Source organism: Zwartia lucis (assembly GCF_965234455.1).
Lineage (GTDB): Bacteria > Pseudomonadota > Gammaproteobacteria > Burkholderiales > Burkholderiaceae_B > Zwartia > Zwartia lucis.
Genome location: NZ_OZ248473.1, coordinates 160,771 through 186,621, shown reverse-complemented (window position 1 = coordinate 186,621; position 25,851 = coordinate 160,771). Strand labels below are relative to the sequence as shown.

Annotated in this window: 24 protein-coding genes; 19 read left to right on the top strand and 5 right to left on the bottom strand. The window is 53.0% G+C overall.

The genetic code is table 11. From position 1 onward, the window contains the following. The first annotated feature begins 84 nt into the window (after positions 1 to 84). From AC8GE9_RS07275 to AC8GE9_RS07230, 10 genes are all read left to right on the top strand, one after another. A complete protein-coding gene (locus tag AC8GE9_RS07275) occupies positions 85 to 1,059 on the top strand; it encodes a tripartite tricarboxylate transporter substrate binding protein (RefSeq protein WP_506676501.1) in 975 nt (324 codons plus the stop codon). Positions 1,060 to 1,077: 18 nt separating this feature from the next. After that, positions 1,078 to 2,079, top strand: a complete 1,002-nt coding sequence (locus AC8GE9_RS07270; protein ID WP_506676500.1) for a Bug family tripartite tricarboxylate transporter substrate binding protein — start codon at positions 1,078 to 1,080, stop codon at positions 2,077 to 2,079. Between the two features lie 55 nt (positions 2,080 to 2,134). Next, entirely contained in the window at positions 2,135 to 3,049 is a 915-nt protein-coding gene (locus AC8GE9_RS07265; protein WP_506676499.1) for an SDR family NAD(P)-dependent oxidoreductase, read from the top strand. 2 nt (positions 3,050 to 3,051) lie between these two features. Next, the gene (locus AC8GE9_RS07260; RefSeq protein WP_506676498.1) at positions 3,052 to 3,906 is read left to right on the top strand and encodes a MaoC/PaaZ C-terminal domain-containing protein; all 855 of its coding nucleotides are present in this window, start codon (positions 3,052 to 3,054) and stop codon (positions 3,904 to 3,906) included. Then, positions 3,903 to 5,126, top strand: a complete 1,224-nt coding sequence (locus AC8GE9_RS07255) for a CaiB/BaiF CoA transferase family protein (RefSeq protein WP_506676497.1) — start codon at positions 3,903 to 3,905, stop codon at positions 5,124 to 5,126. The genes AC8GE9_RS07260 and AC8GE9_RS07255 overlap by 4 nt, the downstream gene beginning before the upstream one ends. Before the next feature lie 90 nt (positions 5,127 to 5,216). Continuing rightward, entirely contained in the window at positions 5,217 to 6,335 is a 1,119-nt protein-coding gene (locus AC8GE9_RS07250) for an ABC transporter substrate-binding protein (RefSeq protein WP_506676496.1), read from the top strand. A 69-nt stretch (positions 6,336 to 6,404) separates the two neighbouring features. Further along, a complete protein-coding gene (locus AC8GE9_RS07245; protein ID WP_506676495.1) occupies positions 6,405 to 7,277 on the top strand; it encodes a branched-chain amino acid ABC transporter permease in 873 nt (290 codons plus the stop codon). Positions 7,278 to 7,290: 13 nt separating this feature from the next. Next, on the top strand, positions 7,291 to 8,175 hold the full coding sequence (locus AC8GE9_RS07240) for a branched-chain amino acid ABC transporter permease (protein ID WP_506676494.1): 885 nt from the start codon (positions 7,291 to 7,293) through the stop codon (positions 8,173 to 8,175). Then, the gene (locus AC8GE9_RS07235; RefSeq protein WP_506676493.1) at positions 8,172 to 8,972 is read left to right on the top strand and encodes an ABC transporter ATP-binding protein; all 801 of its coding nucleotides are present in this window, start codon (positions 8,172 to 8,174) and stop codon (positions 8,970 to 8,972) included. The genes AC8GE9_RS07240 and AC8GE9_RS07235 overlap by 4 nt, the downstream gene beginning before the upstream one ends. Then, positions 8,969 to 9,685 carry an ABC transporter ATP-binding protein gene (locus AC8GE9_RS07230; protein ID WP_506676492.1) on the top strand — a complete coding sequence of 239 codons (717 nt, stop codon included), beginning with the start codon at positions 8,969 to 8,971 and terminating at the stop codon, positions 9,683 to 9,685. The genes AC8GE9_RS07235 and AC8GE9_RS07230 overlap by 4 nt, the downstream gene beginning before the upstream one ends. A gap of 232 nt (positions 9,686 to 9,917) precedes the next feature. Here AC8GE9_RS07230 and AC8GE9_RS07225 read toward each other — a convergent pair whose 3' ends face one another. Both AC8GE9_RS07225 and AC8GE9_RS07220 read right to left on the bottom strand, forming a co-directional pair. Beyond that, complete coding sequence (locus AC8GE9_RS07225; protein ID WP_506676491.1) at positions 9,918 to 11,441, bottom strand: fumarate hydratase; 1,524 nt, start codon at positions 11,439 to 11,441, stop codon at positions 9,918 to 9,920. An 87-nt stretch (positions 11,442 to 11,528) separates the two neighbouring features. Next, positions 11,529 to 12,296, bottom strand: a complete 768-nt coding sequence (locus tag AC8GE9_RS07220) for a crotonase/enoyl-CoA hydratase family protein (RefSeq protein ID WP_506676490.1) — start codon at positions 12,294 to 12,296, stop codon at positions 11,529 to 11,531. 167 nt (positions 12,297 to 12,463) lie between these two features. On the opposite strand from AC8GE9_RS07220, the gene glyQ reads away from it, so the two are divergent. The 7 genes from glyQ (at position 12,464) to AC8GE9_RS07185 (ending at position 19,222) form a co-directional block, all read left to right on the top strand. Next, the gene (gene glyQ / locus AC8GE9_RS07215) at positions 12,464 to 13,366 is read left to right on the top strand and encodes a glycine--tRNA ligase subunit alpha (protein WP_506676489.1); all 903 of its coding nucleotides are present in this window, start codon (positions 12,464 to 12,466) and stop codon (positions 13,364 to 13,366) included. Further along, positions 13,363 to 15,495 carry a glycine--tRNA ligase subunit beta gene (gene glyS / locus AC8GE9_RS07210; protein ID WP_506676488.1) on the top strand — a complete coding sequence of 711 codons (2,133 nt, stop codon included), beginning with the start codon at positions 13,363 to 13,365 and terminating at the stop codon, positions 15,493 to 15,495. Before glyQ ends, glyS begins: the two co-directional genes overlap by 4 nt. Then, on the top strand, positions 15,492 to 16,034 hold the full coding sequence (gene gmhB, locus AC8GE9_RS07205) for a D-glycero-beta-D-manno-heptose 1,7-bisphosphate 7-phosphatase (RefSeq protein WP_506676487.1): 543 nt from the start codon (positions 15,492 to 15,494) through the stop codon (positions 16,032 to 16,034). The genes glyS and gmhB overlap by 4 nt, the downstream gene beginning before the upstream one ends. Continuing rightward, positions 16,024 to 16,770, top strand: a complete 747-nt coding sequence (locus AC8GE9_RS07200) for a lysophospholipid acyltransferase family protein (RefSeq protein ID WP_506676486.1) — start codon at positions 16,024 to 16,026, stop codon at positions 16,768 to 16,770. Before gmhB ends, AC8GE9_RS07200 begins: the two co-directional genes overlap by 11 nt. Beyond that, positions 16,767 to 17,615 (top strand): M48 family metallopeptidase, encoded by an 849-nt coding sequence (locus AC8GE9_RS07195; protein ID WP_506676485.1) that lies wholly within the window; start codon positions 16,767 to 16,769, stop codon positions 17,613 to 17,615. Before AC8GE9_RS07200 ends, AC8GE9_RS07195 begins: the two co-directional genes overlap by 4 nt. 67 nt (positions 17,616 to 17,682) lie before the next feature. Next, complete coding sequence (gloA, locus tag AC8GE9_RS07190; RefSeq protein WP_506676484.1) at positions 17,683 to 18,075, top strand: lactoylglutathione lyase; 393 nt, start codon at positions 17,683 to 17,685, stop codon at positions 18,073 to 18,075. 4 nt (positions 18,076 to 18,079) lie between these two features. Further along, the gene (locus tag AC8GE9_RS07185) at positions 18,080 to 19,222 is read left to right on the top strand and encodes a glycerate kinase (RefSeq protein ID WP_506676483.1); all 1,143 of its coding nucleotides are present in this window, start codon (positions 18,080 to 18,082) and stop codon (positions 19,220 to 19,222) included. A gap of 13 nt (positions 19,223 to 19,235) precedes the next feature. Here the strand turns inward: AC8GE9_RS07185 and rsmA are convergent, their stop codons facing one another. Genes rsmA through AC8GE9_RS07170 form a run of 3 tightly spaced genes read right to left on the bottom strand, consistent with a single transcriptional unit; the run spans position 19,236 to position 23,953 of the window. Then, positions 19,236 to 20,033 (bottom strand): 16S rRNA (adenine(1518)-N(6)/adenine(1519)-N(6))-dimethyltransferase RsmA, encoded by a 798-nt coding sequence (gene rsmA, locus AC8GE9_RS07180; RefSeq protein ID WP_506676482.1) that lies wholly within the window; start codon positions 20,031 to 20,033, stop codon positions 19,236 to 19,238. Between the two features lie 6 nt (positions 20,034 to 20,039). Beyond that, entirely contained in the window at positions 20,040 to 21,566 is a 1,527-nt protein-coding gene (locus tag AC8GE9_RS07175; protein ID WP_506676481.1) for a peptidylprolyl isomerase, read from the bottom strand. Positions 21,567 to 21,589: 23 nt separating this feature from the next. After that, positions 21,590 to 23,953 carry an LPS-assembly protein LptD gene (locus tag AC8GE9_RS07170; protein ID WP_506676480.1) on the bottom strand — a complete coding sequence of 788 codons (2,364 nt, stop codon included), beginning with the start codon at positions 23,951 to 23,953 and terminating at the stop codon, positions 21,590 to 21,592. A 198-nt stretch (positions 23,954 to 24,151) separates the two neighbouring features. Here AC8GE9_RS07170 and AC8GE9_RS07165 point away from each other — a divergent pair, with 198 nt between their 5' ends. Both AC8GE9_RS07165 and murU read left to right on the top strand, forming a co-directional pair. Beyond that, positions 24,152 to 25,168: an aminoglycoside phosphotransferase family protein gene (locus tag AC8GE9_RS07165; protein ID WP_506676479.1), complete on the top strand. Its 1,017-nt coding sequence runs from the start codon at positions 24,152 to 24,154 to the stop codon at positions 25,166 to 25,168. Further along, a complete protein-coding gene (murU, locus tag AC8GE9_RS07160) occupies positions 25,168 to 25,851 on the top strand; it encodes an N-acetylmuramate alpha-1-phosphate uridylyltransferase MurU (protein ID WP_506676478.1) in 684 nt (227 codons plus the stop codon). The genes AC8GE9_RS07165 and murU overlap by 1 nt, the downstream gene beginning before the upstream one ends.

Genomic DNA, 25,851 nt, shown 5'->3' with positions numbered 1-25,851 from the left:
TAAAGAAAATAAACCTAAAAGAGCGGAAACACGCTCATTTGCGCAGGGACCCATTTGGGCTCTGTCACTTTCGAGGAGACAACGATGCACAACAAATTTTCAATCGGTCTGCGTTTGGCCTTGGGTGCGGCGACGCTCGTCGCACACAGTTTGGCATGGTCACAAAGCGCTTCTAATCAACCGCTCACGCTGATCATTCCTTATCCACCAGGTGGTAGCGCGGACATGCTTGCGCGTCCTATGTTGCCGGAGCTGCAAAAGAAACTGGGACGTACGATCGTTTTAGACTATAAAGCAGGCGCAGGCGGCACGATCGCCACACAGTTCCTGGCGCGGGCCAAACCAGACGGCAACACGATCCTGATGGTGCTGACCGCGCATGCGATCAACGATGCGCTGTACCCTTCTTTACCCTACGACACGCGCAAAGACTTCGCCCCGGTTTCACTGGTGGCAACGCTTCCCTTGCTGGTTGCCGCGCCGCTTGCAACACCTCCCAATACAATTACTGAGCTCATCGCTTACGCCAAGAAGAATCCAGACAAACTGTCCTATGCCTCTGCCGGCAACGGCAACACGAGTCACCTTGCCGTCGAACTCTTTAAGTCACAGACGGGCACCCAAATGACCCACATCCCCTACAAAGGCAGTGGTCCAGCAGTCATCGCCATGCTCGGTAACGAAGTCAATTTGATGTTTGACAGCATTTCAACTTCGTATCAGCAGGTTAAAACCGGCAAACTCAAGGCCATCGCTGTAACAGGAGCGAAACGCGCTTCGATCTTGCCAGACGTCCCTACCGTTGCTGAAACGTTACCGGGTTTTGAGGTGAACGTCTGGTACGGCATTTTGGCCCCAGCGGGTACGCCAGCCGCCACGTTAAATACTCTGAGCAAAGCCTTTGCCGACGTAGGCGCCGATCCAAAAATAAAAGCTCAACTCAATGCAAATGGCTATGAAATGGTGGGTTCGACACCCGCCGACTTTGGCAAGCACATCGAAGTTGAGCTCGCCAAATGGAACAAGGCTGTAAAAGAATCTGGCGCAAAAATTAATTAACTTTAAGGAGAATGCTCAATGAAATCTTCATTATTCAAAACAAAAATCTCGCAAGCATTGCAAGTCGTTTGTGGCTTGGCTTTTACCTTCGGAGTCGCCGCCTCAGCACAAGCACAAGCCAACTGGTCGGATCGCCCGATCAAACTGATCGTCGGCTACCCCCCGGGCGGACCTGTCGATACCACTGGACGTGTCTTCGCGCGCTACCTTGGTGATGAACTCAAGCAAACGGTTGTTGTGGAAAATCGAGCGGGAGCAAGTGGCGTAATCGGTGCAGACGTAACGGCAAAAGCGACACCAGACGGCTACACGCTCAACTTTGTCGCAAGCCCAAGTCTCACGATTTCTCCCATCGTTCAACGCAGCAAACTCTTTAATCCGCGTACTGATTTCACATTAATCAGTCCCGTTGTGAGCTATACAAACGTTCTATTGATCGGCCCACAAATTCCGGCAAAAAATGTCGGTGAGCTTGTTGACTTTGCACGTAAAAATCCTGAAAAAGTCAGTTTTGGTTCAGCGGGTTTTGGCGGATCCAATCATTTATCTGCTGAGTTGCTCAAGCAATCAACCAAGACTGAAATGCTTCATGTCCCTTACAAAGGAAATGCACCTGCAATGGTCGATGTGATGGGAGGCAAGGTGACCTTTATGTTTGACATTACTAGCACTGGAAAAGCCTTTATTGACAGCGGTAAAGCCCGTGGCTTGGCCGTGACGTCGAAGCAACGTAATCCAAGCTTGCCCAATATCCCCACAATGATTGAAGCAGGCATCCCTGATTTCGAAGTGGTGGGTTGGTTTGCTGTGATTGGTCCTAAAAACATGCCCCAACCGATCGTCGCCAAGCTGACTGCCGCTGTTGAGGAGGTTAAGCGTAATCCTGAATTCATCAAATCGATTGAAGCTGGCGGTTACTTAATTGATCAGGGTGATGCCAAAGCATTGAGCGCTACGATCGACAGAGAATACAAAATGTGGGAAAGCGTGATTACAAAGGGCAATATCTACCCGAATTAATCACTGATATTGATGGTTACGATTCTGTACTTTAATTAAATAGATGGAGCTTTTGATGAGTGGAATGTTAGAAGGTAAAGTTGTTGTCGTGACCGGCGCTGGTGGTGGCATCGGGCGTGGCATTGCTTTGGCGATGGCTGCTGCAGGCGCTAAAGTCGTCGTCAATGACATCGGTGCAAGCCTCGCCGGAGAAGGCTCAGGAGCCGGACCGGCACAACAAGTTGCCGATGAAATTATTAAAGCAGGTGGTCAAGCTGTGCCAAATACTGACAGCGTAGCCACGCGCGTCAGCGCCCACAACATCATCGAAACTGCTGTCCAGACTTTTGGACGGATAGATGTCGTTGTCAACAACGCCGGCAACTTGCGCGACCGTGTGTTTCACAAAATGAGTGAAGAAGAGTGGACCCAAGTGATTGACGTTCACCTTAACGGCACTTTCTTTGTCAGCCGCGCGGCCGCGAACTACTATCGCGAACAAGAGTCAGGTGCTTTCGTGCACATGACCTCGACCTCGGGCTTGATTGGTAACTTGGGTCAAGCAAATTATTCGGCTGCCAAGCTTGGCATTGCCGCATTATCCAAGTCTATCGCATTGGACATGCAGCGCTACAACGTTCGCTCCAACTGCATCGCCCCTTTTGCCTGGAGTCGGATGACCAGCTCGATCCCTGCCAATACCGACGAGGAAAAAGCGCGCGTCACCAAGCTACAGAAAATGGAAGCCAGCAAAATCGCCCCCATGGCTGTTTACCTTGGCAGTGATCAGGCTAAAGAAGTGACCGGCCAGATTTTTGGCGTACGTGCCAACGAAATCATGCTGTTTAGCCAACCGCGCCCTATCCGCTCTGTGCACATGAGTACCGGTTGGACGCCGGAGGCCATCGCCGAAATCGCCGCACCCGCGATGCGTCATCACTTTATGGCGCTTGAGCGCTCACCTGACGCGATTGACTGGGATCCGATCTAATCATGGACTATCAGCTGATTAAAAACTGGGTGTTTCCCGAGGTCGATCGCACCTATACCGAGAACGACAGTATTTTGTACGCGCTCGGCATAGGCTTCGGTCAGGAGCCGACTAACCCACATCACTTGAAGTATGTCTACGAGCAAGACATGCAGGCCTTTCCAACTATGGCGGTCGTGCTGGGCTATCCCGGCTTTTGGATGAAAGACCCCAAAGCCGGAATTAATTGGGTCAAACTCGTACATGGCGAGCAGCGCCTGACAATTCACAAGCCCTTGCCGCCAGCGGGTCGCGTGATCGGTCGCTCACGCATCACGCATGTGATCGACAAGGGCGCCGACAAGGGTGCGTTAGTGCTATCCGAGCGCACGCTGCATGATGCTGCTGGCACACTTCTCGTCACGATCGGGTCAACAACTTTTTGTCGCGGTGATGGAGGCCTCAGTCACTCTGACGACAGTCCTGCACCACTTGAAGCAACGCCAGATCGTGCCCCGGACATGACGTGCGCCTTGCCGACGCTGCCACAAGCGGCGCTGATCTATCGGCTGTGCGCGGATAACAATCCCCTACATGCCGATCCTGCTGTGGCCGAACGCGCAGGCTACCCACGTCCGATCCTGCACGGCTTATGCACCTATGGGGTTGCAGCTCGGGCAATTGTCCAGGCCGTCTGCGAAAACGATGCCTCCAGACTCACTGCCCTTCACACTCGTTTTTCCTCGCCTGTATTTCCTGGAGAAACCTTAGTGTGTGAGATTTGGCGCGATGGCCAGGATGCTGTACGCTTCAGAGCCAAGGTCGCAGAGCGCGACATTGTTGTTTTAAGCCATGGCTACGCAGGAATCAAAGCATGACCACAGATGTGAAACCGCAAGACCCACAAGCACGCCGTGCACCCCTCGCTGGAATACGTGTCCTTGACCTGTCCCGAGTATTGGCAGGTCCCTGGTGCACACAAAATCTCGCAGATCTAGGTGCCGATGTCATCAAAGTTGAGCGCCCCAAGCTCGGCGATGACACCCGCGCGTGGGGTCCGCCGTTTCTCAAGGATCAAGACGGTAACGACACTACCGAAGCTGCCTACTATCTCAGCACCAACCGCAACAAGCGTTCAATTGAAATTGACCTCGCGAGTACCGAAGGGATTAAGCTCGTCAAAGAGCTCGCAAAACACTGCGACATCTTGGTTGAAAACTTCAAGGTAGGCGGCCTCAAGCAATATGGTCTCGACTACGAGAGCATGAAGGACGCATACCCCAGCCTGATTTATTGCTCCATCACGGGCTTTGGACAGACGGGCCCGTATGCTGAGCGCCCAGGCTACGACTTTATGATCCAGGGTATGGGCGGCCTGATGAGCATTACAGGTGAGCGTGATGACCTGCCAGGCGGCGGTCCTCAAAAGGCGGGCGTCGCAGTGACCGACATCATCACAGGTATGTATGCATCAGTAGGTATTCTTGCGGCGCTCCAAGAACGCAACCATAGCGGCTTAGGTCAGCATCTCGATATTGCACTGCTTGATTGTCACATTTCAATGTTGGCCAATCAAAACTTGAACTACATGACAACAGGACAGGCGCCAGTCCGGGCAGGTAATGCCCATCAAAACGTGGTGCCTTACCAAGTATTCAAGACGTCAGATGGTTTTATGATCGTCGCGGTCGGTAATGACTCACAATACCGTTCCTTTTGCGGCGCAATCGGCATCCCCGAATATGGAACCGATCCAAAGTTTGTGACAAATCGTCAACGTATCCTTCACCGTAATGAATTGATTCCAGTTTTGGAAAAAATCATGGCAACAGGTCAGCGTGATGCGTGGATTGCAAAGCTTGAAGCGGTGGGTGTGCCTTGCGGTCCGATTCAAACAATTGACCAAGTATTTGATCACCCACAGGTCAAAGCCCGTGAAATCTGGAAAAATATTCCGCATCCGACAGGCGGGACTTCGCCTACTACGGCGAGCCCGATAAATTTTTCTGCGACACCCGTTCAGTACAATCGGGCAGCACCTATGCTGGGGCAACATACAGAGGAGATTTTGAAGGAGTTGCTAGGTCGAATACCTTAAGAAAGCGTTGCCTGTCAATGATCGTCACAACACAATAAAAAATTTGTATTCTATTTAACTAGAAGTCTATTTATAAACTCGGAGACAAAGATGAAAAAACTACTGATTGGTCTGACCCTAGTGCATGCTGCGCTGGCCACACCCGCATTGGCCAAAGACTACGCCATTGGTGCAGCATTTCCTCTAAGCGGAGCGAATGCCGAATACGGACAGGTCTTTAGCTCAGGCGTGAACCTTGCCATTGAGCATATCAATGCGGACAAAAAATTATCAGGCAAGCTATCGGTCGTATATGAGGATAGCCAAGCACTGCCGGCTCAAGGCGTCATTGCTGCCAATAAACTCGTCAATGTGAGCAAAGTACCCTACATCCTCTCCGCCTTTACAGGTGTTTCAAAGGCCATGGCACCGATCGGTGCACGCACCAAGACTGTGATGGTGAACGGTGGCGGCGTAGGTCCTGATTTAGCGATGCTCGGCGAATATTTCTGGAACACTATTCCATTGGCGAACTTTGAAGTCACCGCAATGGCGCCTTATCTTGTGAAGGAAAAAGGCTATAAGCGTATCGCCCTGATTTACGTCGATGATCCGCTTGGACAAGCCGTCCTAAAAGATCTTACTAGCGAAGTTAAAGCCGCTGGCGGTGATGTTGTGGGGTCATTCTCGATTCCTACTACAGCGCAGCAGTTCTCTGGTGTTGCTGCACGCGTGCGTGACACAAAACCTGATGCTGTGTACATCGCAACATACGGCAACCAGCAAGTTCAATTGGTTAAGCAACTCCGTGACAATGGTGTGAGCCAACCATTGGCAAGTTATTCGGCCATGTCCTTGCCTTCAATTCTGAGTCTTCCAGAAGCGAAAGGCCTTGTTTACACCAGTCAGCAAATTTCGTTAAACAAAAACGATCCCCTGACCAAGCGCGTTGAAGAGGACTACAAAAAGAAATACGGTAAAGAGCCAAATATGTACGTACTCAACTACTACAACGCCGTATTGACCTTCGCTGACCTTGCAGCAGCACTCGAAAAAGCGGGCAAACCCGTCACTGGTGAAAATCTGCTGGCACAACGCAAAGCCACGAAAAACTTCCAATTCGTGGGCGCAACAGTCTCTTTTGCTGAGGACGGCACCGTCAAGTCACCCATTCAAATCAATGAGATGGTCGGTGATGGCACGAGCAAAGTGATCGCCGCAGGTAAATAAGCAAGCGTGTTGGTCAACGCGTGGACTTTGTCCACGCGTCCTTCAGATGTCTATATAGGAAACTGCCCCATGCTGTTTGCCCAATTGTTAGCCAATGGGCTGCAAACCGGTGCGCTCTACGCACTCGTTGCGGCCGGGTTTTCGCTGATTTTCGGCATGACCCGCATTTTTCATGCCGCGCATGGCGCCACGTTTACGATCGCTGGCTTTATTTTTTATGAGTGTTACGTCGTATTGGGCTGGGCATGGCCACTTGCGGCACTCGCCTCGGCAGCAGCAGCGGGTTTGTTTGGTATCCTGCTAGATCGCTGGGTCTATGCAGTGATTCAACGCCACGAGGGCTCATTCTTTACAGTGTTTGTCGCCTCTTTTGGTGCAGCCATTGTGGTGCAGAACGTCATCTCGATCGTCTTTGGTCGTGGCATGGTGACGGTCAGCACCCCGCTGAGCAAGAGCCTTGAAATCATTCCAGGTCTCTTTATCGCACCCATCGCCGCAGCGGTTCTTGTCAGTGCCATCGTGTCTTTTGCCCTGCTTCAATGGCTGTTAACACGCACCAATTTGGGTATCGCACTGCGTGCCTTAGGTGAAAATCCCGCCTTGATCGAAGTGTACGGTCTGACACCACGCCGTCTTTCTCAATATGTTTTTCTGATCGGTTCAGTCTTAGTCGTCCCAGCTGCCATTTTGACGGCGGCGACCTCAGGCCTAAATCCATCCATGGGTAATCACGTCATGTTGATCAGCATCGCCGCGACGATCGTTGGCGGGGTCGGTAGCTTAAAAGGCGCAGCCGTTGCAGGAATGCTACTCGGTCTCGCAGAAAACCTTTGCTTGGCTTTTATCGATCCCCAGTGGAGCGAAGCGGTCACCTTCATCATTTTGTTCCTGTTCATCCTGTTCCGTCCTGGTGGCGTGTACGGTCGAGCCACAGTTTCTTAAGGAAGGACACAACATGATTGCCTACCTACAAAATATCGCAGTTCTTTTTTGCATCAACGGCATCCTTGCGCTGACGCTGAACTTCATCATGGGCTACGCAGGAATTTTTTCTCTTGCGCACGCCGTGTTCTTTGGTGTAGGCGCCTATGCAACAGCCTATATTGCCTTGAACTTCTCCGACTCACTCTTGCTGTGTCTACTTGCCTCGGCAATGATTTCCGCCGTGCTCTCAATGGCGCTCGCACTCCCAGCCTTACGTGTACGAGGTGAATACTTTGTCGCCGCATCGTTAGGTTTGCAAGTCATTGGCGTCACCATTTTTTCAGAATGGAAATCTGTGACGGGCGGTCTTGGGGGCATGATTGGTATTCCAAGGCCCAACTTGTTCGGGTACGTCTTTAATAACGACACTGCCTTTCTCGCACTTGCATTCGTGATTCTTTTGTTGGTTCTTGCTATCACGGCATTACTCGTGCGAGGCAGTTTTGGCCGTAGCTTAATGGCGATTCGAGATAGCGAATCTGCCGCGCAGACCTATGGCAAGCATGTTAATGCCGTCAAAACACTTTCTGTGGCCGTCTCAGCAGGACTGGCTGGTGTGGCCGGTTCGCTTTATGCGTTTTATATGAGCTTCATTAATCCTGAAAGCTTTATGTTGGAAATGTCGATCTTATTGATGGCGATGGTGATCATTGGTGGAACAGGCACGTTGTTTGGGCCAATCGTAGGCGCAGCCATCCTGATGTCTTTGCCTGCCGCACTGACTTATCTTCCCTTTCTACCGCCCTCTGAGCTTGGCACGATTCAGCAAATCATTTATGGGCTTGCGATGGTCCTACTGATGATGTTTAGACCAGGTGGTCTTGTCGGTGGACGGACAAAGGGGAAGGCAGCATGACGACCGCAACGCCATCCACCTCTGTCAATACGGCCGCTCCGGCTGCGCCTGTGCCTCATGCGCCTCAAGAAATTCTCCTTGAGATCCGTGCTGTTAATAAAAATTTTGGTGGGCTTCAAGCGATCGCCGATGTCACCATGGACTTGCCAGCTGGCGTCATCACAACCCTCGTCGGCCCGAACGGTGCAGGCAAAACTACACTCTTTAACCTCATTACCGGTCATCTCGTGCCCACAAGCGGATCCGTGCACTGGCTCGGCAAGCCGCTCAAAGGCTTTGAACCCTGGCAGATTGCACGCATGGGGATTGCACGTACGTTTCAGGACTTGCGTCTCTTTAACCAAATGACCGTCGAAGAAAACATTATGACGGTGATGGAGCGAAGCAGTTGGCTGTGGCAAGGAGGCAAAGAAGCGGCCGAGCGCAGAGTCACGGAGATTCTTGAGGAAACCCAACTCAGCGATAAACGCAATGAACGTGCGGTAGATCTAGCGTATGCAGAAAGAAAGTTCCTCAGTCTGGCCCGCATCATGGCAAGTGAAGCCAAACTCTGGTTACTCGACGAACCTGCCTCCGGACTTGACCCACGCTCGTTTGAACGCTTCGTATCGCTATTGCGTCACTATGCCAAACGCGGCATCACCATCTGCATCATTGAGCACAATCTGGATATCGTGATCCAGCTCTCAGACCGTGTCGCCTTTTTAGATCAGGGCAAACTTCTGGCACAGGGCAGCTCACAAGATATTCTCAAAGACCCGCATCTGGCGGCTATTTATTTTGGAGACCGCTCATGAGCCAGGGTCCATTTCTCGAAGCTAATAATCTGCGGGTCGGTTATGGCGGCAGACCGGTGCTTGAAGACTTTAATCTCAGTCTCCAACATAACGAAGTCTTATGTTTGATCGGCCACAATGGCGCCGGTAAATCCACACTTCTGAAGGCCCTTTTTGGGCTCGTCCCTCTTGAGCATGGGTCCCTCACACTTGAAGGCAAATCCATCATCAAACCCGATCCAAGAGCACTCAGTGCTGCCGGTATCGCGCTGGTGCCTGAGGGTCGTGGCGTATTTCCTGGATTGACCGTCGCCGAAATCATGAAACTTGGCTTTTGGGCGAACAATATCCCGACCGGCGAACAGTCCGCCAGACTCGAATGGGTCATGAATGTCCTGCCCATGATTAAAAAGTTTTATACACAACGCGCAGGTACGCTTTCGGGGGGGCAACAACAAATGGTCTCTCTCGGCCGAGCACTCTTGAGTCAACCTCGCTGCCTGCTGCTCGATGAACCTTCGATTGGTCTTGCGCCTAAATTATTTCAAGACTTGGCGGGACCACTCCGCGCACTTCAACAAGAGCGCAAAATGTCAATTTTGATTGTCGAGCAGAACGTCCGTGAAGCCCTCAAGATTTCAGACCGAGTCATCGTCATGAAATCAGGCCAAATCATTCGTGAAGGCTCACCCGAAGCTTTCAGTAACAATACTGAACTCATGGAACTGTATTGATAGCTTGAGCAGATGCCAGCCAAAGCCTCGCAGCGCTAAACGGTTCGGAGCGCTGTCTATCGAGCCGAAACCCCGCAGCGTTGACGGAAAAAAGACGACCCCCTGTTTGAGCGAAGCGAGTTAGGGGTCGTCTCCGTCAACGCAAGGGGTCTGAGGGTAGCCTGCAAAGCAGGCCGAGAAAGCCAGCGCACCGAACCGTTTAGCGCTGCGAGGCTTTCACCAATCAATGCACTTACCCCACCACCACAGGAATCCCAGCAATCTTAGCCGACCATTCCCGAGGCCCAGTCGTATGCACCGAAGTACCCTGAGAATCCACAGCAACCGTCACAGGCATATCCACCACATCAAACTCATAAATTGCTTCCATACCCAGATCCTCAAAGCCAATCACCTTAGCTCCACGAATCGCCTTGGACACCAAATACGCAGCACCACCCACCGCCATCAAATAAGCAGACTTGTGCTGACGAATCGACTCAACCGTAGCAGGACCACGCTCAGCCTTGCCAATCATCGCAAACAAGCCTGTTTTCTCGAGCATCATGTCGGTGAACTTATCCATGCGCGTAGACGTTGTCGGACCTGCAGGTCCCACCACCTCTCCGCCAACAGGATCAACTGGACCCACGTAGTAGATCATCTTGCCGTGGAAATCAACAGGCAAGGGCTCGCCCTTGGCCAGCATATCCTGAATACGCTTGTGTGCCGCATCCCGACCCGTCAGCATTTTGCCGTTGAGCAACAAGGTCTGACCAGGTTTCCAGCTCGCGACTTCTTCGCGTGTCAACTTGTTTAAATCCACTTGCTTGGACGACTTATAGTCTGGCGCCCAATGCACATCCGGCCAGTCCGATAACGAAGGGCGCTGCAAGTGCGCGGGGCCTGAACCATCCAGCACAAAGTGTGCGTGACGCGTCGCGGCGCAGTTTGGAATCATGGCCACAGGGAACGAGGCTGCGTGCGTAGCAAAAGTCTCGATTTTTACATCAAGCACAGTCGTCAAACCACCCAGGCCCTGAGCACCAATACCAAGCGCGTTGACCTTTTGATAGATCTCAATCCGCAACTCTTCGAGCTTGTTGCTCGGCCCACGCTCAAGCAACTCGTACATGTCCAGATCTTCCATCAGCGAGTGCTTAGCCATCAGCACAGCTTTTTCTGCTGTACCGCCCACACCGATCCCAAGCATGCCTGGCGGACACCAACCAGCGCCCATTGTTGGAACTGTTTTCAAGACCCAGTCCACGATCGAATCGTTTGGATTCAACATCGCAAGCTTGGATTTGTTTTCGGAGCCACCACCCTTCGCCGCAACTTGAACGTCGACTGTGTTGCCCTGAACCAGTTCAACATTGACGATACAGGGGGTATTATCCTTGGTGTTTTTACGCAGAAAAATAGGATCATCCAGCACCGAGGCGCGCAAAGGATTTTCCGGATTAAGGTAGCCGCGGCGCACACCCTCATCGCACAACTCCTGAATGCTCTTTTTAGAGTTGAAACGCACATCCATACCAATTTTCAAAAAGACATTCACGATGCCGGTGTCCTGGCAAATCGGTCGGCGTCCCTCTGCGCTCATGCGCGAGTTGGTCAAAATCTGCGCGATCGCATCCTTGGACGCAGGGCTTTCTTCGCGTTCGTAGGCACGCGCAAGATGCTTGATGTAATCAGCCGGATGGTAGTAGCTGATGAACTGGATCGCATCAGCGATCGAATTAACGAAATCTTCTTCTTGAATAGTGATGGACATAGAGAACCCTACCTGTGTTTCGATATGTGAAAAGATATGTGAAAAATTAAAAGATCAGTCAGAGTACAACTCACGCACTCATCACCCTCATTTTCCTTTCCAGACGGGCTTGCGCTTTTCCGCAAACGCCGTCGCGCCCTCGCGGGCATCTTCGGACATGAAAATATGATCAGTCAAAGGACGCTGACGTTTGAACATGTCAGCCACTGGAAAATCGAGCCCTTTGACCACCACATCCTTGACAGTACGAATCGCTAAAGGCCCATTTTCGCAGATTCGAGCAGCTAATTTCATCGCTTCGGACAAGGCCTGGCCGGGATCAGTGACCACATTCACCAAACCAAGCTGGTAGGCGCGCTCGACCGAAAACATATCACCCGTCAGCAAAACCTCCATCGCAACATGATAGGGAATCTGGCGCGGTAATCGCACCAAACCTCCACCCCCCGCGACCAGTCCACGCTTGACCTCGGGCAAACCGAATTTGGCATTATTGGCAGCCACAATCAAATCGCAAGCCAACACCATCTCAAAACCACCTGCTACTGCATAGCCCTCGATCGCAGCGATGAGCGGCTTTTTGGGGGGAGCCTCATTCAATCCGCCGAAACCCTTACCCTCCACCGATGAACGCTTGCGCGTCTTGGCAAAGTCCTTCAAGTCCATCCCTGAGCAGAATGTTCCGCCTGCCCCGGTCAGGATCCCGATTTTGACATCGTCCCGGGCATCCATTTCATCAAAGGCCGCGGAAAGTTGCTGAGCGGTTTCAAAACTGATGGCGTTACGCGCCTCAGGGCGATTGATCGTAATGATCAGGATACCGTCGGTGAAATCCACACTAACCAAACTGGACATGGGGGCTCCTTGGGAAAAGGCGAAATTTTCGTTAAAAATGGCTGAATTTCTTAAATCATAGGCGATTCACGCCCAATCAGTCTCCAGAACCCCCCTTTACAGGCGCACACACCTCGCCCCCAAGCTAAAATGAACGCTTATTTCGCCTTCAATGCGTTCAAATTTTCATGATCACCTTTCAGCAAATTATCCTGCGCCTGCAGGAGTACTGGGATCAGCAGGGATGCGCCCTGCTCCAGCCTTATGACATGGAGGTAGGCGCCGGCACCTCTCACACCGCCACCTTTCTGCGCGCGATTGGCCCCGAGCCTTGGCGCGCCGCCTACGTCCAGCCCTCGCGCCGCCCAAAAGACGGTCGCTACGGAGAAAATCCAAATCGATTACAGCACTATTACCAGTATCAGGTTGTCCTCAAGCCCGCTCCGCCAAACATTCTCGACCTCTATATCGGGTCGCTTGAGGCGTTGGGTATCCGCCCGACCGAGCATGACATCCGTTTTGTCGAAGATGACTGGGAAAACCCGACGCTGGGCGCCTGGGGCTTGGGCTGGGAGGTTTGGCTCAATGGAATGGAAGTCACTCAGTTCACCTATTTTCAGCAGGTGGGTGGCTTGGACTGCACCCCGACAACGGGCGAGATCACCTATGGCCTAGAGCGCCTGGCGATGTACCTCCAAGGCGTGGAGAGCGTCTACGACTTGGTCTGGACAGACGGTTCAAACGGACGCGTGCTCTATCGTGATGTGTTTCACCAAAACGAGGTCGAGCAGTCTACGTACAACTTCGAACACTCCGATGCCGAGACGCTGTTTCGCCACTTTACGGATTTTGAGGTGCTTGCCAAACGCCTGATGGAGGTGCCACTGGCACTGCCCGCTTACGAGGCCACACTCAAAGCCGCCCACACCTTCAACATGCTGGATGCGCGCGGCGCGATCAGCGTCACCGAGCGCGCTGCTTATATTGGTCGTATCCGCAACCTGTCTCGTGCGGTCGCGCAGGCCTACTACGAATCCCGCGAAAAATTAGGTTTTCCCATGTTGCACTCAACCAAAGGGACACAGCCATGATCACGCGCCCCTTGCTAGTTGAGCTCTTTACCGAAGAGCTTCCTCCCAAAGCCCTACCAAAGCTTGGTCAGGCTTTTGCCGATGGCCTTTGTGCCGCCTTAGCTCAGCATGGACTGGTTGGGAAAGAAAATACGATCGTCGCTTTTGCCTCCCCTCGACACATGGCAGTCAGACTGACTCAAGTTCACAATGAGGCCCCCGAGCAAGCATTTTCTGAAAAGCTGATGCCCGTCAAAGTCGGCCTCGATGCTTCAGGCGCGGCGACTCCTGCCCTGCTCAAAAAGCTCGCCGCAAAGGGCTGGGAGCATATGGATGTCAGCCAGCTTGGACGCGAATCCGACGGCAAACAAGACTATCTCGTCGCCAGCGGTACCGCACCTGGAGCCAAACTAGCTGAGGTGTTGCAAGCCGCTATTGAAACGACCCTCACGGGACTGCCCATTCCCAAGGTCATGAAATACCAGCTCGCCGATGGCCAGACCTCGGTCAAATTTGTCCGCCCTACGCATGCACTGGTCACGCTGTTTGGTGACGAGATCGTTCCGGCCCAGATTCTGGGATTGACCGCGGGTCGTGTGACGCATGGCCACCGCTTTCTCCATCCTGGTCCGATTGCGATCACAAGCGCGGACAGCTACGAGACTCAACTTGCTCAGACCGGCCGCGTGGTCGCATCCTTTGATGCGCGTCGTACGCAAATCAAAGCCTTGCTCGACGCACAAGCCTCGCGTCTCAACGCTTCTCTCGGTCAAGATCCAGAAGTCCTTGCTTTATTGGACGAGGTCACCGCACTCGTCGAAGCGCCCGTCGTGTATGTCGGGACCTTCGAAGAACGTTTTCTTGCTGTGCCTCAAGAATGTCTGATTCTGACCATGCGTCTAAATCAAAAATATTTTCCACTTTTTCACCCCGCTACAGGCAAGCTCACCAATCAGTTTCTGATTGTCAGCAATATGCCAACCGATACACCTGCGGCAATCATCGAGGGCAATGAGCGCGTGATCCGCCCACGCTTGGCCGATGCCGAGTTCTTTTTCGAAACTGACCGCAAAATCACGCTGGCCTCGCGCGTCGACCCGCTCAGCGCAATTGTGTATCACAACAAGCTAGGGACCCAGCTTGAACGGTCGACCCGGGTGCAAAAGATCGCCGCCTGGCTGGCGCGAACCCTTGGCGCAGATATCGCCGAATGCGAACGTGCGGCATTGCTGGCTAAAGCCGATCTCAATACCAACATGGTCGGTGAGTTTCCAGAGCTGCAAGGCATCATGGGTGCTTACTATGCACGGGGTGACAACGAGTCCCCTGGCGTGGTCGAAGCACTGGCTGGACAATATCGCATCAGGCTCGACACTCCCGTCAAACCAAACGACCTGACCGCAACGGTGCTGTTTATGGCCGAACGCGCCGAGACACTCGTCGGCATCTGGGGAATTGGCCTGGCGCCAACGGGTGAGCGCGATCCATTTGGCTTGCGCCGCGCCGCACTCGGTCTGATCAGTGCCTTTGAGCAACTCACCGCCGGCAATGTGCTAAACATCCAACAAGACGGTCCACTCACACTACATGGTCTGTTACAAGCATCCGCGGACACCTTTGCCGCTGGCGCACTTCAGGTCGATACCGTTAATGAAGTGCAAACCTTTATCATCGAGCGACTGCGCAATCAACTCATTACGCATTATGATCGCAATGCTGTAGAAGCCGTGCTGGCGCTTGCGCCACCTCTTCACCAAATTCCTGCCCGCGTGCTAGCAGCTGAGACTTTTGCTCAAAGCCCGGATGCCGCGAGTCTGGCCGCAGCGAACAAACGTATCGGTAATTTACTGAAAAAAGTCGAAGGCGCCCTGCCTGCAGTCAATTCATCGCTACTGAGCGAGCCGGCCGAGCAAGCTCTCGCGAAAAGTATCGCGTCGGTTCAACCCGTGGCGCAAAAACAGTTCGACTCAGGGGACTACAAAGCAGCCTTGGCGACGCTGGCGCAAACGCGTGCGGCCGTCGACACGTTTTTCAATGACATCATGGTCATGGCCGAGGATCACGCCGTACGCTTGAATCGTCTCGCACTGCTCGCGCAACTGCATCGCTTGATGAATCAAGTCGCCGATATTTCCAGACTGGCACCATGAAACTCATTATCCTCGACCGTGATGGCGTGATTAACCAGGATAGTCCGGACTACGTCAAAAGTCCGGAAGAATGGCATCCGATCCCAGGCAGTTTGCAAGCGATCGCGCGACTGCACCAGGCTGGCTGGACCGTGGCCATTGCATCCAATCAGTCAGGTCTTGCGCGAGGTCTGTTCGACATTTCCGCATTGACAGCGATTCATCTAAAATTGCGCAAAGAGCTCGCGCAGTTGAGCGGCGCCGTGGATGCGATCTTTGTATGTCCGCATGGGCCTGAGGACGGCTGCGTGTGTCGCAAACCTCTACCCGGGCTGTTTCACGATATCGCCAGACGCTACGATGTCGACCTCAGTGAGGTGCCCACAGTTGGTGATTCGCTGAGAGATATTCAAGCAGGCGCAACTGCCGGTTGCCGTCCTTGGTTGGTGCAAACGGGCAATGGTCCGAAAACCCTCAAACAAGGCAAGCTTCCGCCCAACACGCAGGTCGTTGAAAACTTGGCCGAAGCAGTAGAAAAAATTCTTTCTCATGTTCAATAAACTCGCTCTTGTCACCCGCGCGACACTCTTCACCTTGCTCTTGGTGGTGACGGTGATCCCCTACGCGTTCGCTTGCATGGTCTGGTCGCCCTTACCCTTGCACTGGCGCTACAAACTGACGATGGGCTGGCCAAGAATGGCGATTTGGGGCGCGCGCGTGATCTGTGGCGTCCAGTGGCAAGTCAAAGGCTGGGAAAATCTCCCGGATGGTCCGGGGATTGTGTTGTCTAAACATCAATCTGCCTGGGAAACACTTTTTTTGCCCGCGTATCTGCCACGCGAGGTCTGCTTCGTCTACAAGCGCGAGTTGCATCGCGTGCCGTTTTTCGGCTGGGGTTTGGCTTTGCTCGCCATGATCCCCATCGACCGCAGCAAAGGCCGCGATGCCTTCGAACAAGTCGTCAAAGTCGGACAGCAACGCTTAGACGAAGGGCGCTGGCCTATTCTATTTCCAGAGGGCACACGCATTGCGCCAGGAAAAACTGGCCGCTTCAAAATGGGCGGCGCCTTGCTTGCCACACGCACGGGTGCGCCGGTGATCCCGATCGCTCTAAACGCCGGTGAGTGTTGGCCACGCAATGCCTTTATCAAAAAACCAGGCTGCATCACCGTCTCAATTGGTCCAGCTATTGAATCTGTCGGTCTCACGCCCGAGGAACTCAATGAGCGCGTGCAGGCGTGGATCGAAGCCGAAATGCAGCGCCTGAACCCCGAGCGCTATCCACAGCAATCATGAGCCAGCTCGAGCTTTTGCTTTCAGATGCAGACACACCCAAACCCGGGTGGACCATCGCGCCTGAAACCATTGCGCTCGGTGCTAAATGGCGCATTGTCCGTCATGGTGATCAAGCGATTGGCTTTAGCTTGTTACGCTCACGTCGGCGCAGTATCGGTTTTGTGATTCAGGACGAAGGCCTGCGCGTGACGGCACCGAATTGGGTCACCCTCGGTCAAATTGACGAAGCCGTTATTGAAAAAATGCCTTGGATTCTAGCCAAGTTGCAAGACTGGCAAGCACGTAAAGAACGTCTCGCAATGTCGCATACGCGCTGGCAATCTGGCGGCGAGCTTCCGTACCTGGGATGTAAGATCATCTTACGCAGCGGCACGCCTGGCACGCACGTCGCGCATGGTGCGCATGGTGCGGCTTATTTCGAGGGTGACCCTAATGCGCCCGAGCATGGTCAACTGCTATGGCTTGCCTTGCCCAACGATGCTGACATGCACCGCATTCGTGACATGACCCAGGCCTGGTTGCAAACACGCGCCAAAATTTTGTTTGGACAGCGCATCAAACATTTTCTGGATAAGACAGGCCTCACGATCAGCCGTTGGAGGCTCTCGTCTGCCGCAACGCGCTGGGGGTCCTGTACCAGCGATGGAAATATCATGCTTAACTGGCGACTGATTCATTTTTCACCCATGGTGATCGACTATGTGATCGCCCATGAGCTAGCGCATCTAAGAGAAATGAATCACAGCCAGGACTTCTGGTCAGAGGTGCAACAACTCTATCCGGACTATCAACAAGCCAAGAAAATGCTGCAAAAACATACACCCGATCACGTCCCTGATCTCTGACGGACAACGTCAGACTGTTGTTATCATTGATCCATCAGGTTTGAATCATATTCAGAAAGGAACATCCATGAGAATTTTGCACACCATGTTGCGCGTTGGCAATCTTGAGCGCTCGATTGAGTTTTATACAAAGGTGCTCGGCATGCGCGTGCTGCGCAGCACCGAGTACCCAAGCGGGCGCTTTACCAATACCTTTGTGGGATACCAAGATGAAAGTGAAGGTCCCGCACTAGAGCTGACCTACAACTGGGATACTTCTTCGTATGATCTTGGGACCGGCTATGGCCATATCGCCCTTTCTGTCGATAACGCCTACGAAGCATGCGATCTCGTTCGCGCGCGCGGAGGAAAAGTCACTCGCGAGGCAGGTCCGATGAAGCACGGCACAACCGTGATCGCCTTTGTCGAAGATCCAGACGGCTACAAGATCGAGTTGATTCAAAAAAAGACAGCTGCCTAAAGCCATGAAAATCGTCATCGCCCCCGACTCGTTTAAAGAGTCCCTGTCTGCGCCCAAGGTTGCCGCGGCGATCGCGCAGGGGTTGATCCAAGCCGCCCCCGAAGTGCACTGCGTCTGCATTCCGATGGCCGATGGAGGCGAAGGCACGGTCGAAGCGATTTTGGCCGCGACGGGTGGCGAGCTGCGCGTCAATATTGTCGAAGATGCGCTAGGTCGTCCGATCCAGGCACAGTGGGGTTGGCTCCCCGGCAAGATCGCGATCATCGAAATGGCCTGTGCAGCGGGCTTGGAACATATCGCGGTGGCTGAACGCGACCCCTTACGAGCCAGCAGTTTTGGTGTTGGTCAACTGATTCGCCACGCGCTGGATCTTGGTGCGAGACACATTGTCCTCGGCCTGGGAGGCTCCGCCACCAACGACGCGGGCGCAGGGATGCTCCAGGCGCTCGGACTAGAGCTGTTGGATGTGCAAGGTCATCCGCTCGCGCCGGGTGGTGCCGCGCTCACTAAACTCGCGCGCATCGACAGTCGCTTTTTAGACGCTAGACTCAAAGACACACAAGTCACCATTGCTTCAGATGTGAACAATCCTCTCTGCGGTCCAAAAGGAGCCTCAGCAATCTTTGGACCTCAAAAAGGTGCGACAGCGGAACAAGTCCAGATACTTGATGCAGCACTGGAGCACTTCGCGGATCAATGCGCCGACGCACTCGGTGAGGATCATCGTCTGGCACCCGGCGCCGGCGCAGCAGGTGGTTTGGGGTTTGCAGCTCGTGCATGGATGCAAGCTCGTTTTCGTCCGGGAGTAGAGGTCGTCGCTGAGCTTGGCGGACTCGCAGCGGCGCTTGAGGGTGCACAGTTAGTCATTACCGGCGAAGGTCGGATGGATGCGCAAACGCTACATGGCAAAACACCCATGGGTGTCGCCAAAATCGCCCTAGCTGCGGGCGTACCTGTCATCGCCATCGCAGGCTCGCTTGGAGAGGGCTATCAGGCTTTGTATCAAACCGGGATCGTTGCGGCGTTTAGCTTGGCATCAGGCCCGATGTCACTTGAGCAGGCATGCGCCAATACTGAACAACTCTTAAAAGACCGCGCGCAAGACGTTCTCAGACTTTGGCTCTCAGCTAAAAACGTCTCAAAATGATAGAACGCAGGATTTAGCGCTCGCCAGCTTGCCACAGCGCATCGGTGATACCGACAAAACCGGCAACCGAGACCTGCTCGGCTCGCCAAGTGGGCTCGATACCCAAATCCTCCCAAGGGATCAGCGTCGTCCACTCACTCAGCACACCGCGCAACATTTTTCGGCGCTGAGAAAAGGCACGCTGGACGACTCGCGCAAACAGCGCGTCGCTTTGAGCACGCAGTCGTTCGGCCCCCAAGGGAATCATTCGCACAATGGATGACGTCACGCGCGGCGGGGGGTCAAAGGCCTCCGGCAAAACATCGAAAAGCTTTTGAATGCGATAGCGATATTGAAGCATGACGGACAAACGGCTGTAATCAGACTCACCTGCACGAGCGACCATACGATCCACCACTTCTCTTTGCAGCATGAAGTGTTGGTCCACCACTTGTTCTGCACAACTGACTAGAGCAAAAAGTAGCGGGCTTGAAATATTGTAGGGAAGATTACCAACAATCCGAAGCTTGTCCCCAAACTGCGCAAAATCGATTTGAAGCGCATCACCCTCAATAATATTGAGTCGGTCGGAGGAAAAACGATCGCGCAGTCGCTGCGCAAGATCGCGATCGATCTCAATGACCGACAGGCGCTCAAGACGCTCTAATAGCGGTGCTGTCAAGGCAGACAAGCCAGGACCAATTTCGACCATGTTGTCAGCCGTTTGTGGAGCAACCGCACGAACGATCAATTCCACTACAGCAGCATCGACCAGAAAATTCTGGCCGAAGCGCTTACGTGCCTGATGATCCTGATTGCTACGGCTGCTCACGAAACGTTAACGTCCTGACTGACGTTGGCTCTTTTCAAGCCTATTGTCGATGAAGGCTTGGCTTCGGATTTGTTGTAGCCAAGTTTCAAATGCAGCGCTTGAGCGCTGTTGGAAAATTTGTTGACGCGCCTGATTGCGGATGAATTGATCAGCCATATCCTGCGTACGACGGCCATCAACAATAATCAAGTGCCAGCCAAATTGACTCTGCACAGGCTGACTGATCTCACCCTCTTTCAGAGCGTTCATCGCCTTTTCAAAGGGTGGCACAGTTTCGCCCGGATTAAGCCAACCCAACACACCACCCTGAGGCGCCGAGGCGTCATTTGAAAACCGCTTAGCCATATCCGAGAAAGGCTCTCCGCCTTGAACGATACGTTCGCGGATTTGCTCTAGTCGCTTACGCGCGTTTTCGTCATTCACCACAGCAGTCGTTTTAATCAAAATATGTCTGGCTTGTGTTTGCTGAACAGGCATGGGCCCCTGCGGGATAGGTCCCCCAGGTGTGCCGGGTGTCGGAGCCGCTTGAGGTTGAGGTTTGGGTGCGGGCGGCGCTCCACCTGCTCGACCAATCACTTTGAGAATATGGAAACCATTCGGACTTTGAATGATATTGCTAATGCGACCATCCTGAACACCAGCAACACCTTTGAGAAACAGATCGGGCCATCCATTTAAGGGTCGCACGCCCATTTCGCCCCCACGACTCGCCTCTGGTCCATCCGAGGAGGCTTTCGCGACCTCTTCGAAACTTTCGCCCTTGCGCACCCGCGCCAGCAGGCCTTGTGCCTTGGCACGCAAGGCCTTGATTTCCTCTTCGCTCGATCCCTCAGGAACGCGCACTAAAATCTGCGCCAACCCCATAATGGCAGGGGCAGTTGCTTGCGGTTTTGGTGGTGGTGGAGGAGGCGGTGGCGGCGCAGGACGCACTGACAATGGAAGGTTGCCGTCCTTACGCGCCTTTTGTTCACGTAAAAAAGCATCGACTTCTACATCACTAACAAAAATGGTGCTGTCTGCGACTCTCTGTCTCAGTTGCTCGAGCATGATTTCGCGACGAATCATGGAGGTGTAATCAGTCCAACCAATCCCTACGCTCTCGATTTGTTTACGCATCACAGCGACAGTCGTGTTGTTGCGCTTGGCGATAATCTCAAGACCAGTCTGCAACATCGTATCCGTCACATCAATGCGCAGTCGTCGTGCTTCTTGTTGCTCGAGCGCTTCGGTGATCAAGCGTTGCAAAATCTGGCCTTCGAGGACGGTCTCGGCAGGTGCCTTAATACCTTGTGCGGCGAGTTCGCGTTTAGCGATCCGAATACGCGCATCCAACTCTCGACGCGTAACGACCTCTCGATTGACCACGGCAACAATACCATCAGCATCGCGTTCAACAGGTGCTTTTTGCGCAGCGTTCGCCCGGGCGGCAGGCTGAGGCGCACCAAGCTGCGCCGAAGCGGTCAGCGCAAAGGACGTCAGGCCCAAAAACGTCAGCAAAGCCAAACAACGCCTAAAGTGAGTCGTGCCCATCATTGTCCTTTTTGTCGTGCTCGTCATCATTCGTACCTTTCAAATTTACTCACCCTCGGAGTCGGTGGATTGATCGGCTGATAGTCCGGAATACTGCGACCAATCACGCCCATGGGATTCTGACCCAAATTACCTAAGCCACCAAGTTCGAGCTGAAAAAATACACCTGTATTGGTTTGGTCCACACTCACGACATAACGCTGCAATACAACTCGACCCGTCCAGCAACAATCACCCTTGTACTCTAATCCCATCACGGCCTGCGTGACTTTTGGGATCGCGACAATCCGCGAAGGGTCGATCACGCTAGGGGCCGTCACATTATTCAGCGAATAATCCACGCGACCGATCGAGTACCACTTTTTAGTCAATGGCCACTGGAAAGCTGCACTAAGCTGATTTTGACCCTGAGACTGATAAAGGGAGAGCGGTGGTGGATTAACCTGATAGCGATAGGATAATGCAAGAGTGGCAAGCCTTTGTGGGCGCCAGCGACTCGTCAACTGAGCCCGACTGATCTGATTTGCATACGGGTTGTACTGGACCAGCGAGGAAAGGTTGATCGTGTCGGTCAAGGCCGCACTACCACCAAATAGAAATTGAGACCTGGTATTAGTACGTGGAACCTCTCCGGGCAAGGTGACCTGCTGATCCTCGAAATAGTACTGTTGTGCGATACCGAGCTGGAGTCGTTCAAAGCCAGAACTTGCATCAAGCCAACGCGTGCTCAGCGCAAAAGTTGCTTGGTTTGCGTTAGCGATCCGGTCAAAACCTGCGTAAATATTTTCCTGGAAAGCCGTGGAAAAACTAAAGTCGGCAAGGGTCGTGTCGTAAACGGGATACTGCGATTGATTACGATAAGGAACTCGCAAATAGTAGGCGCGTGGCTCAAGCGTCTGGAGTGCCGCTTTCCCGAAAAAGGAAGTATCCCGCTCAAACGTCATGCCAGAGTCGATCGACATAATGGGCAGCGCGCGCCCATTTGAGGGTTCTCCATAGCCAAAAAACTGGTCTAATCCATACCAATTGGTTTGGTACTGCGACAGGCTCATCGCGATTTTTGGGGTGATATACCAACCGGGTCGCACGATCGGGTAAGCGATCGAGTTGTAGGACAAAAGTCGCTGGCCATCAGGACGAAAGCGCAAACTTCCACCAGGACCGATTGCATAACGATTGTCCAGAGGCGCGCGAAACTCGGTAAAGGTATTTAAACTCTGAACATCGAAACCGCCAAAATCATAGCGTGCGGCATTGATCGCATACTCAGGTACTTTGTTGTACTGCGGTAGGCCTGAAATCGTTTGAAAGGTCGACACCTGCACGCTGGTACTGAAGTACTGATTGGCCCAACCACCGCCAGCTTGACGAGGTAGCGCCGTAATAACGGCCTGATTAATACCTAAGCTCGCGAAATCGTCGAAGTATTTGCTATCAGACACGCCACTGACGTTGTAAGCGCCATAGAAACCGCGACCAAAGCTTTGGCTGTGTTGTGCGCTATATAACCACCGACGCTCGCCCGTTTGAAGGTCCTTGTCTAAGTATGTACCGGCTATCGAACCTTCGTAACTTCTACCAAGATAGCGGAACTCGCCGCCCCACTGCACCCCACGCTTGGACATCGCGCGCGCTTGCAGGGTCGCATCGTAATTCGGGGCAATATTAAAGTAATAAGGCTGGGTATAGTCAAAGCCCGTATTTGACGTATTACCGAAGGTTGGCAACAAGAAGCCGGATTTTCTTTCTTTTTTAAGCGGAAAGGTCAAATAAGGCGAGGCTAAAATCGGTACGTTTTTAAAATAAAGTACGCCGTTACGAGCCACGCCTTCGTTGGCGGCATAGTCTAGGTCGAGTTTTTCAGTTTGGATATACCAAGAGGGCTGAGGGCAGGGACAGCCGCTGTAAGTCACGTCCGAGATGCTCATTTGATCGCGGTTGAACACATCGGCCCAAGAACCGGAGCCCGCTCCACCATCATCGAGCCAGAAGTTAGGCTGATCCACACTGGCCGTACCGTCTTCGGAGTTATAAACAATGCTGGTACCCGAGATGACATTGCCATCCCGAACCAAGCGCGCGTTTATTTGTGCGTCCATCACACCTGTGCGCTTGTTGTAATCAATGATATTGGCCTTGAGAACGGCATCCTGACGACGAATCACCGCCTTGCCTTTTAACTTGGCATTACCAAGTCCATCGCCTTCTATTTGCGTGGCCTCAAGAAACGCGGGCATTTCTTTATCGGGGACGGTACTGCGCTCTAGCAAAGGCGAAATGCGCAGCCCAGGGCCTACAATGACCGGGGTCGCAGGCGCAGGAGCAGGTTGAGCATGCACTGCCGCAATCCCTAGCCCCAACAACCACCACAGCGAATAAAAGAGTCGCACTTTCTAAAAAGTCACCTTAATACAGATACTTAGCAAAAACGCAGGTTTTTAGCCAAAAAGAACCTCTAAGATTATGAGTCATCCTACCGCTATTATAGAGAAGCCCCTCATCTTTGCTGAGATCGTTTGAACTGTCTATTTAATTCACCTTTTCATCACATTTTTACGATGACTTCAATGACACACTTAGAACCCAGAATGGCAAAACTTGTCGCATGGCTGGGCAATTGCCCTCAGTCTCTGGCACTCGACCTGTCCAGCCTTGTTCCCGCCTCTGGTGATGCGAGCTTTAGACGCTATTTCCGCATCACGGCGGCGCAGGGAACACTCGTCGTCATGGATGCCCCCCCTCCTCAAGAGGATTGCAAACCTTTCGTCGATGTAGCGGATAGACTTGCCAATGCAGGACTCAATGTACCCAGGGTGCTTGCGCAAGACCTGACTCAGGGATTTTTACTGTTGACAGACCTGGGGCCCACAACCTACTACGAGCGCATTCAAGCTGGACTCGATGAGGTAAGTTTGCAAAAGATGTATCGAGATGCGCTGGCCGCTTTAGTTCAAATGCAAGGCACCGAGGTGACAGGCTTACCTGTGTATAACGCAACACGACTCAAACAAGAACTGGGTCTGTTTATCGAGTGGTATGTCATTGCGCACTGCAAGGTAAACTTGGCAGCGACTGCTTTAGCAGGACTCGACCTCGTCTTCGATTTACTCGTCGAACGCAACGCAGTGCAGCCTCGCGTATTCGTGCATCGTGACTTTCACTCCCCTAACCTCATGCTCTGTGAGCGACCAGAGCACGGCGCCAACCCGGGTGTTTTAGATTTCCAAGATGCAGTGTCAGGACCGATCACCTACGACCTGGCGTCACTAGTCATGGACGCGCGCACAACCTGGGAAGAACCTCAACAATTAGATTGGGCGATTCGGTATTGGGAACTTGCTCGTAACAAGGGCTTACCGGTGCCAACAGATTTTGCGGATTTTCACCAAGACTATGAATGGATGGGACTGCAACGTAACCTGCGTATCCTGGGTGTATTTGCCCGGTTGAACCATCGCGACGGTAAGGCCGCCTATCTGGCGCATATGCCGCGCGTCAACCAGTATGTGCGGCAAGTCGCGGGACGTTATCTTGCTTTTAAACCTTTGTTACGCATTCTGGATGAACTCGACCAAGTCCAAACCAAGGTAGGATATACCTTCTGATGCGCGCCATGATTCTCGCCGCTGGGCGCGGTGAACGGATGCGTCCGCTCACCGATACCCTACCCAAACCTTTGATCCCAGTCGCGGGCAAACCACTCATTCAGTGGCACATTGAAAAGCTAGCGGCAGCGGGCATCACTGACATCGTTATTAACCATGCTTGGCTAGGTGCATTGCTTGAGCAAACGCTCAAAAATGGCCGTCAATGGGGCGTTGATATCCGCTACTCTGCCGAGACCGTCGCCCTCGAAACTGCAGGCGGTATTGCCAAGGCGCTACCACTTTTGGGAACAGAACCCTTTTTGGTGATAAATGGCGATATCTGGTGCGATTGGGATCCTGCGCAAGCCTTCAACATCGCGGCCACCATGCATCAAAGCACGCAGCAAGCCTGGTTGTTATTGGTTCCCAATCCGGCGCACCATCCAAACGGGGACTTTGGCTTGACCAAGAACGGTCTTGTGACAGAGGTCACAACACCCAAACACACCTTCTCCGGCATCGGCGTATACAAGCCATCGCTGTTCGCGCACACGCCTGCCGGACAACCCGCGAAACTTGCTCCTCTTTTGCGCGAAGCCCTCGCGCTTAAATATGTGACAGGTCAGCTTTACACAGGCTCTTGGGTTGATGTGGGTACCACTGAGCGTCTCAACACGTTAGAATGGATGCTTAAGAATTGA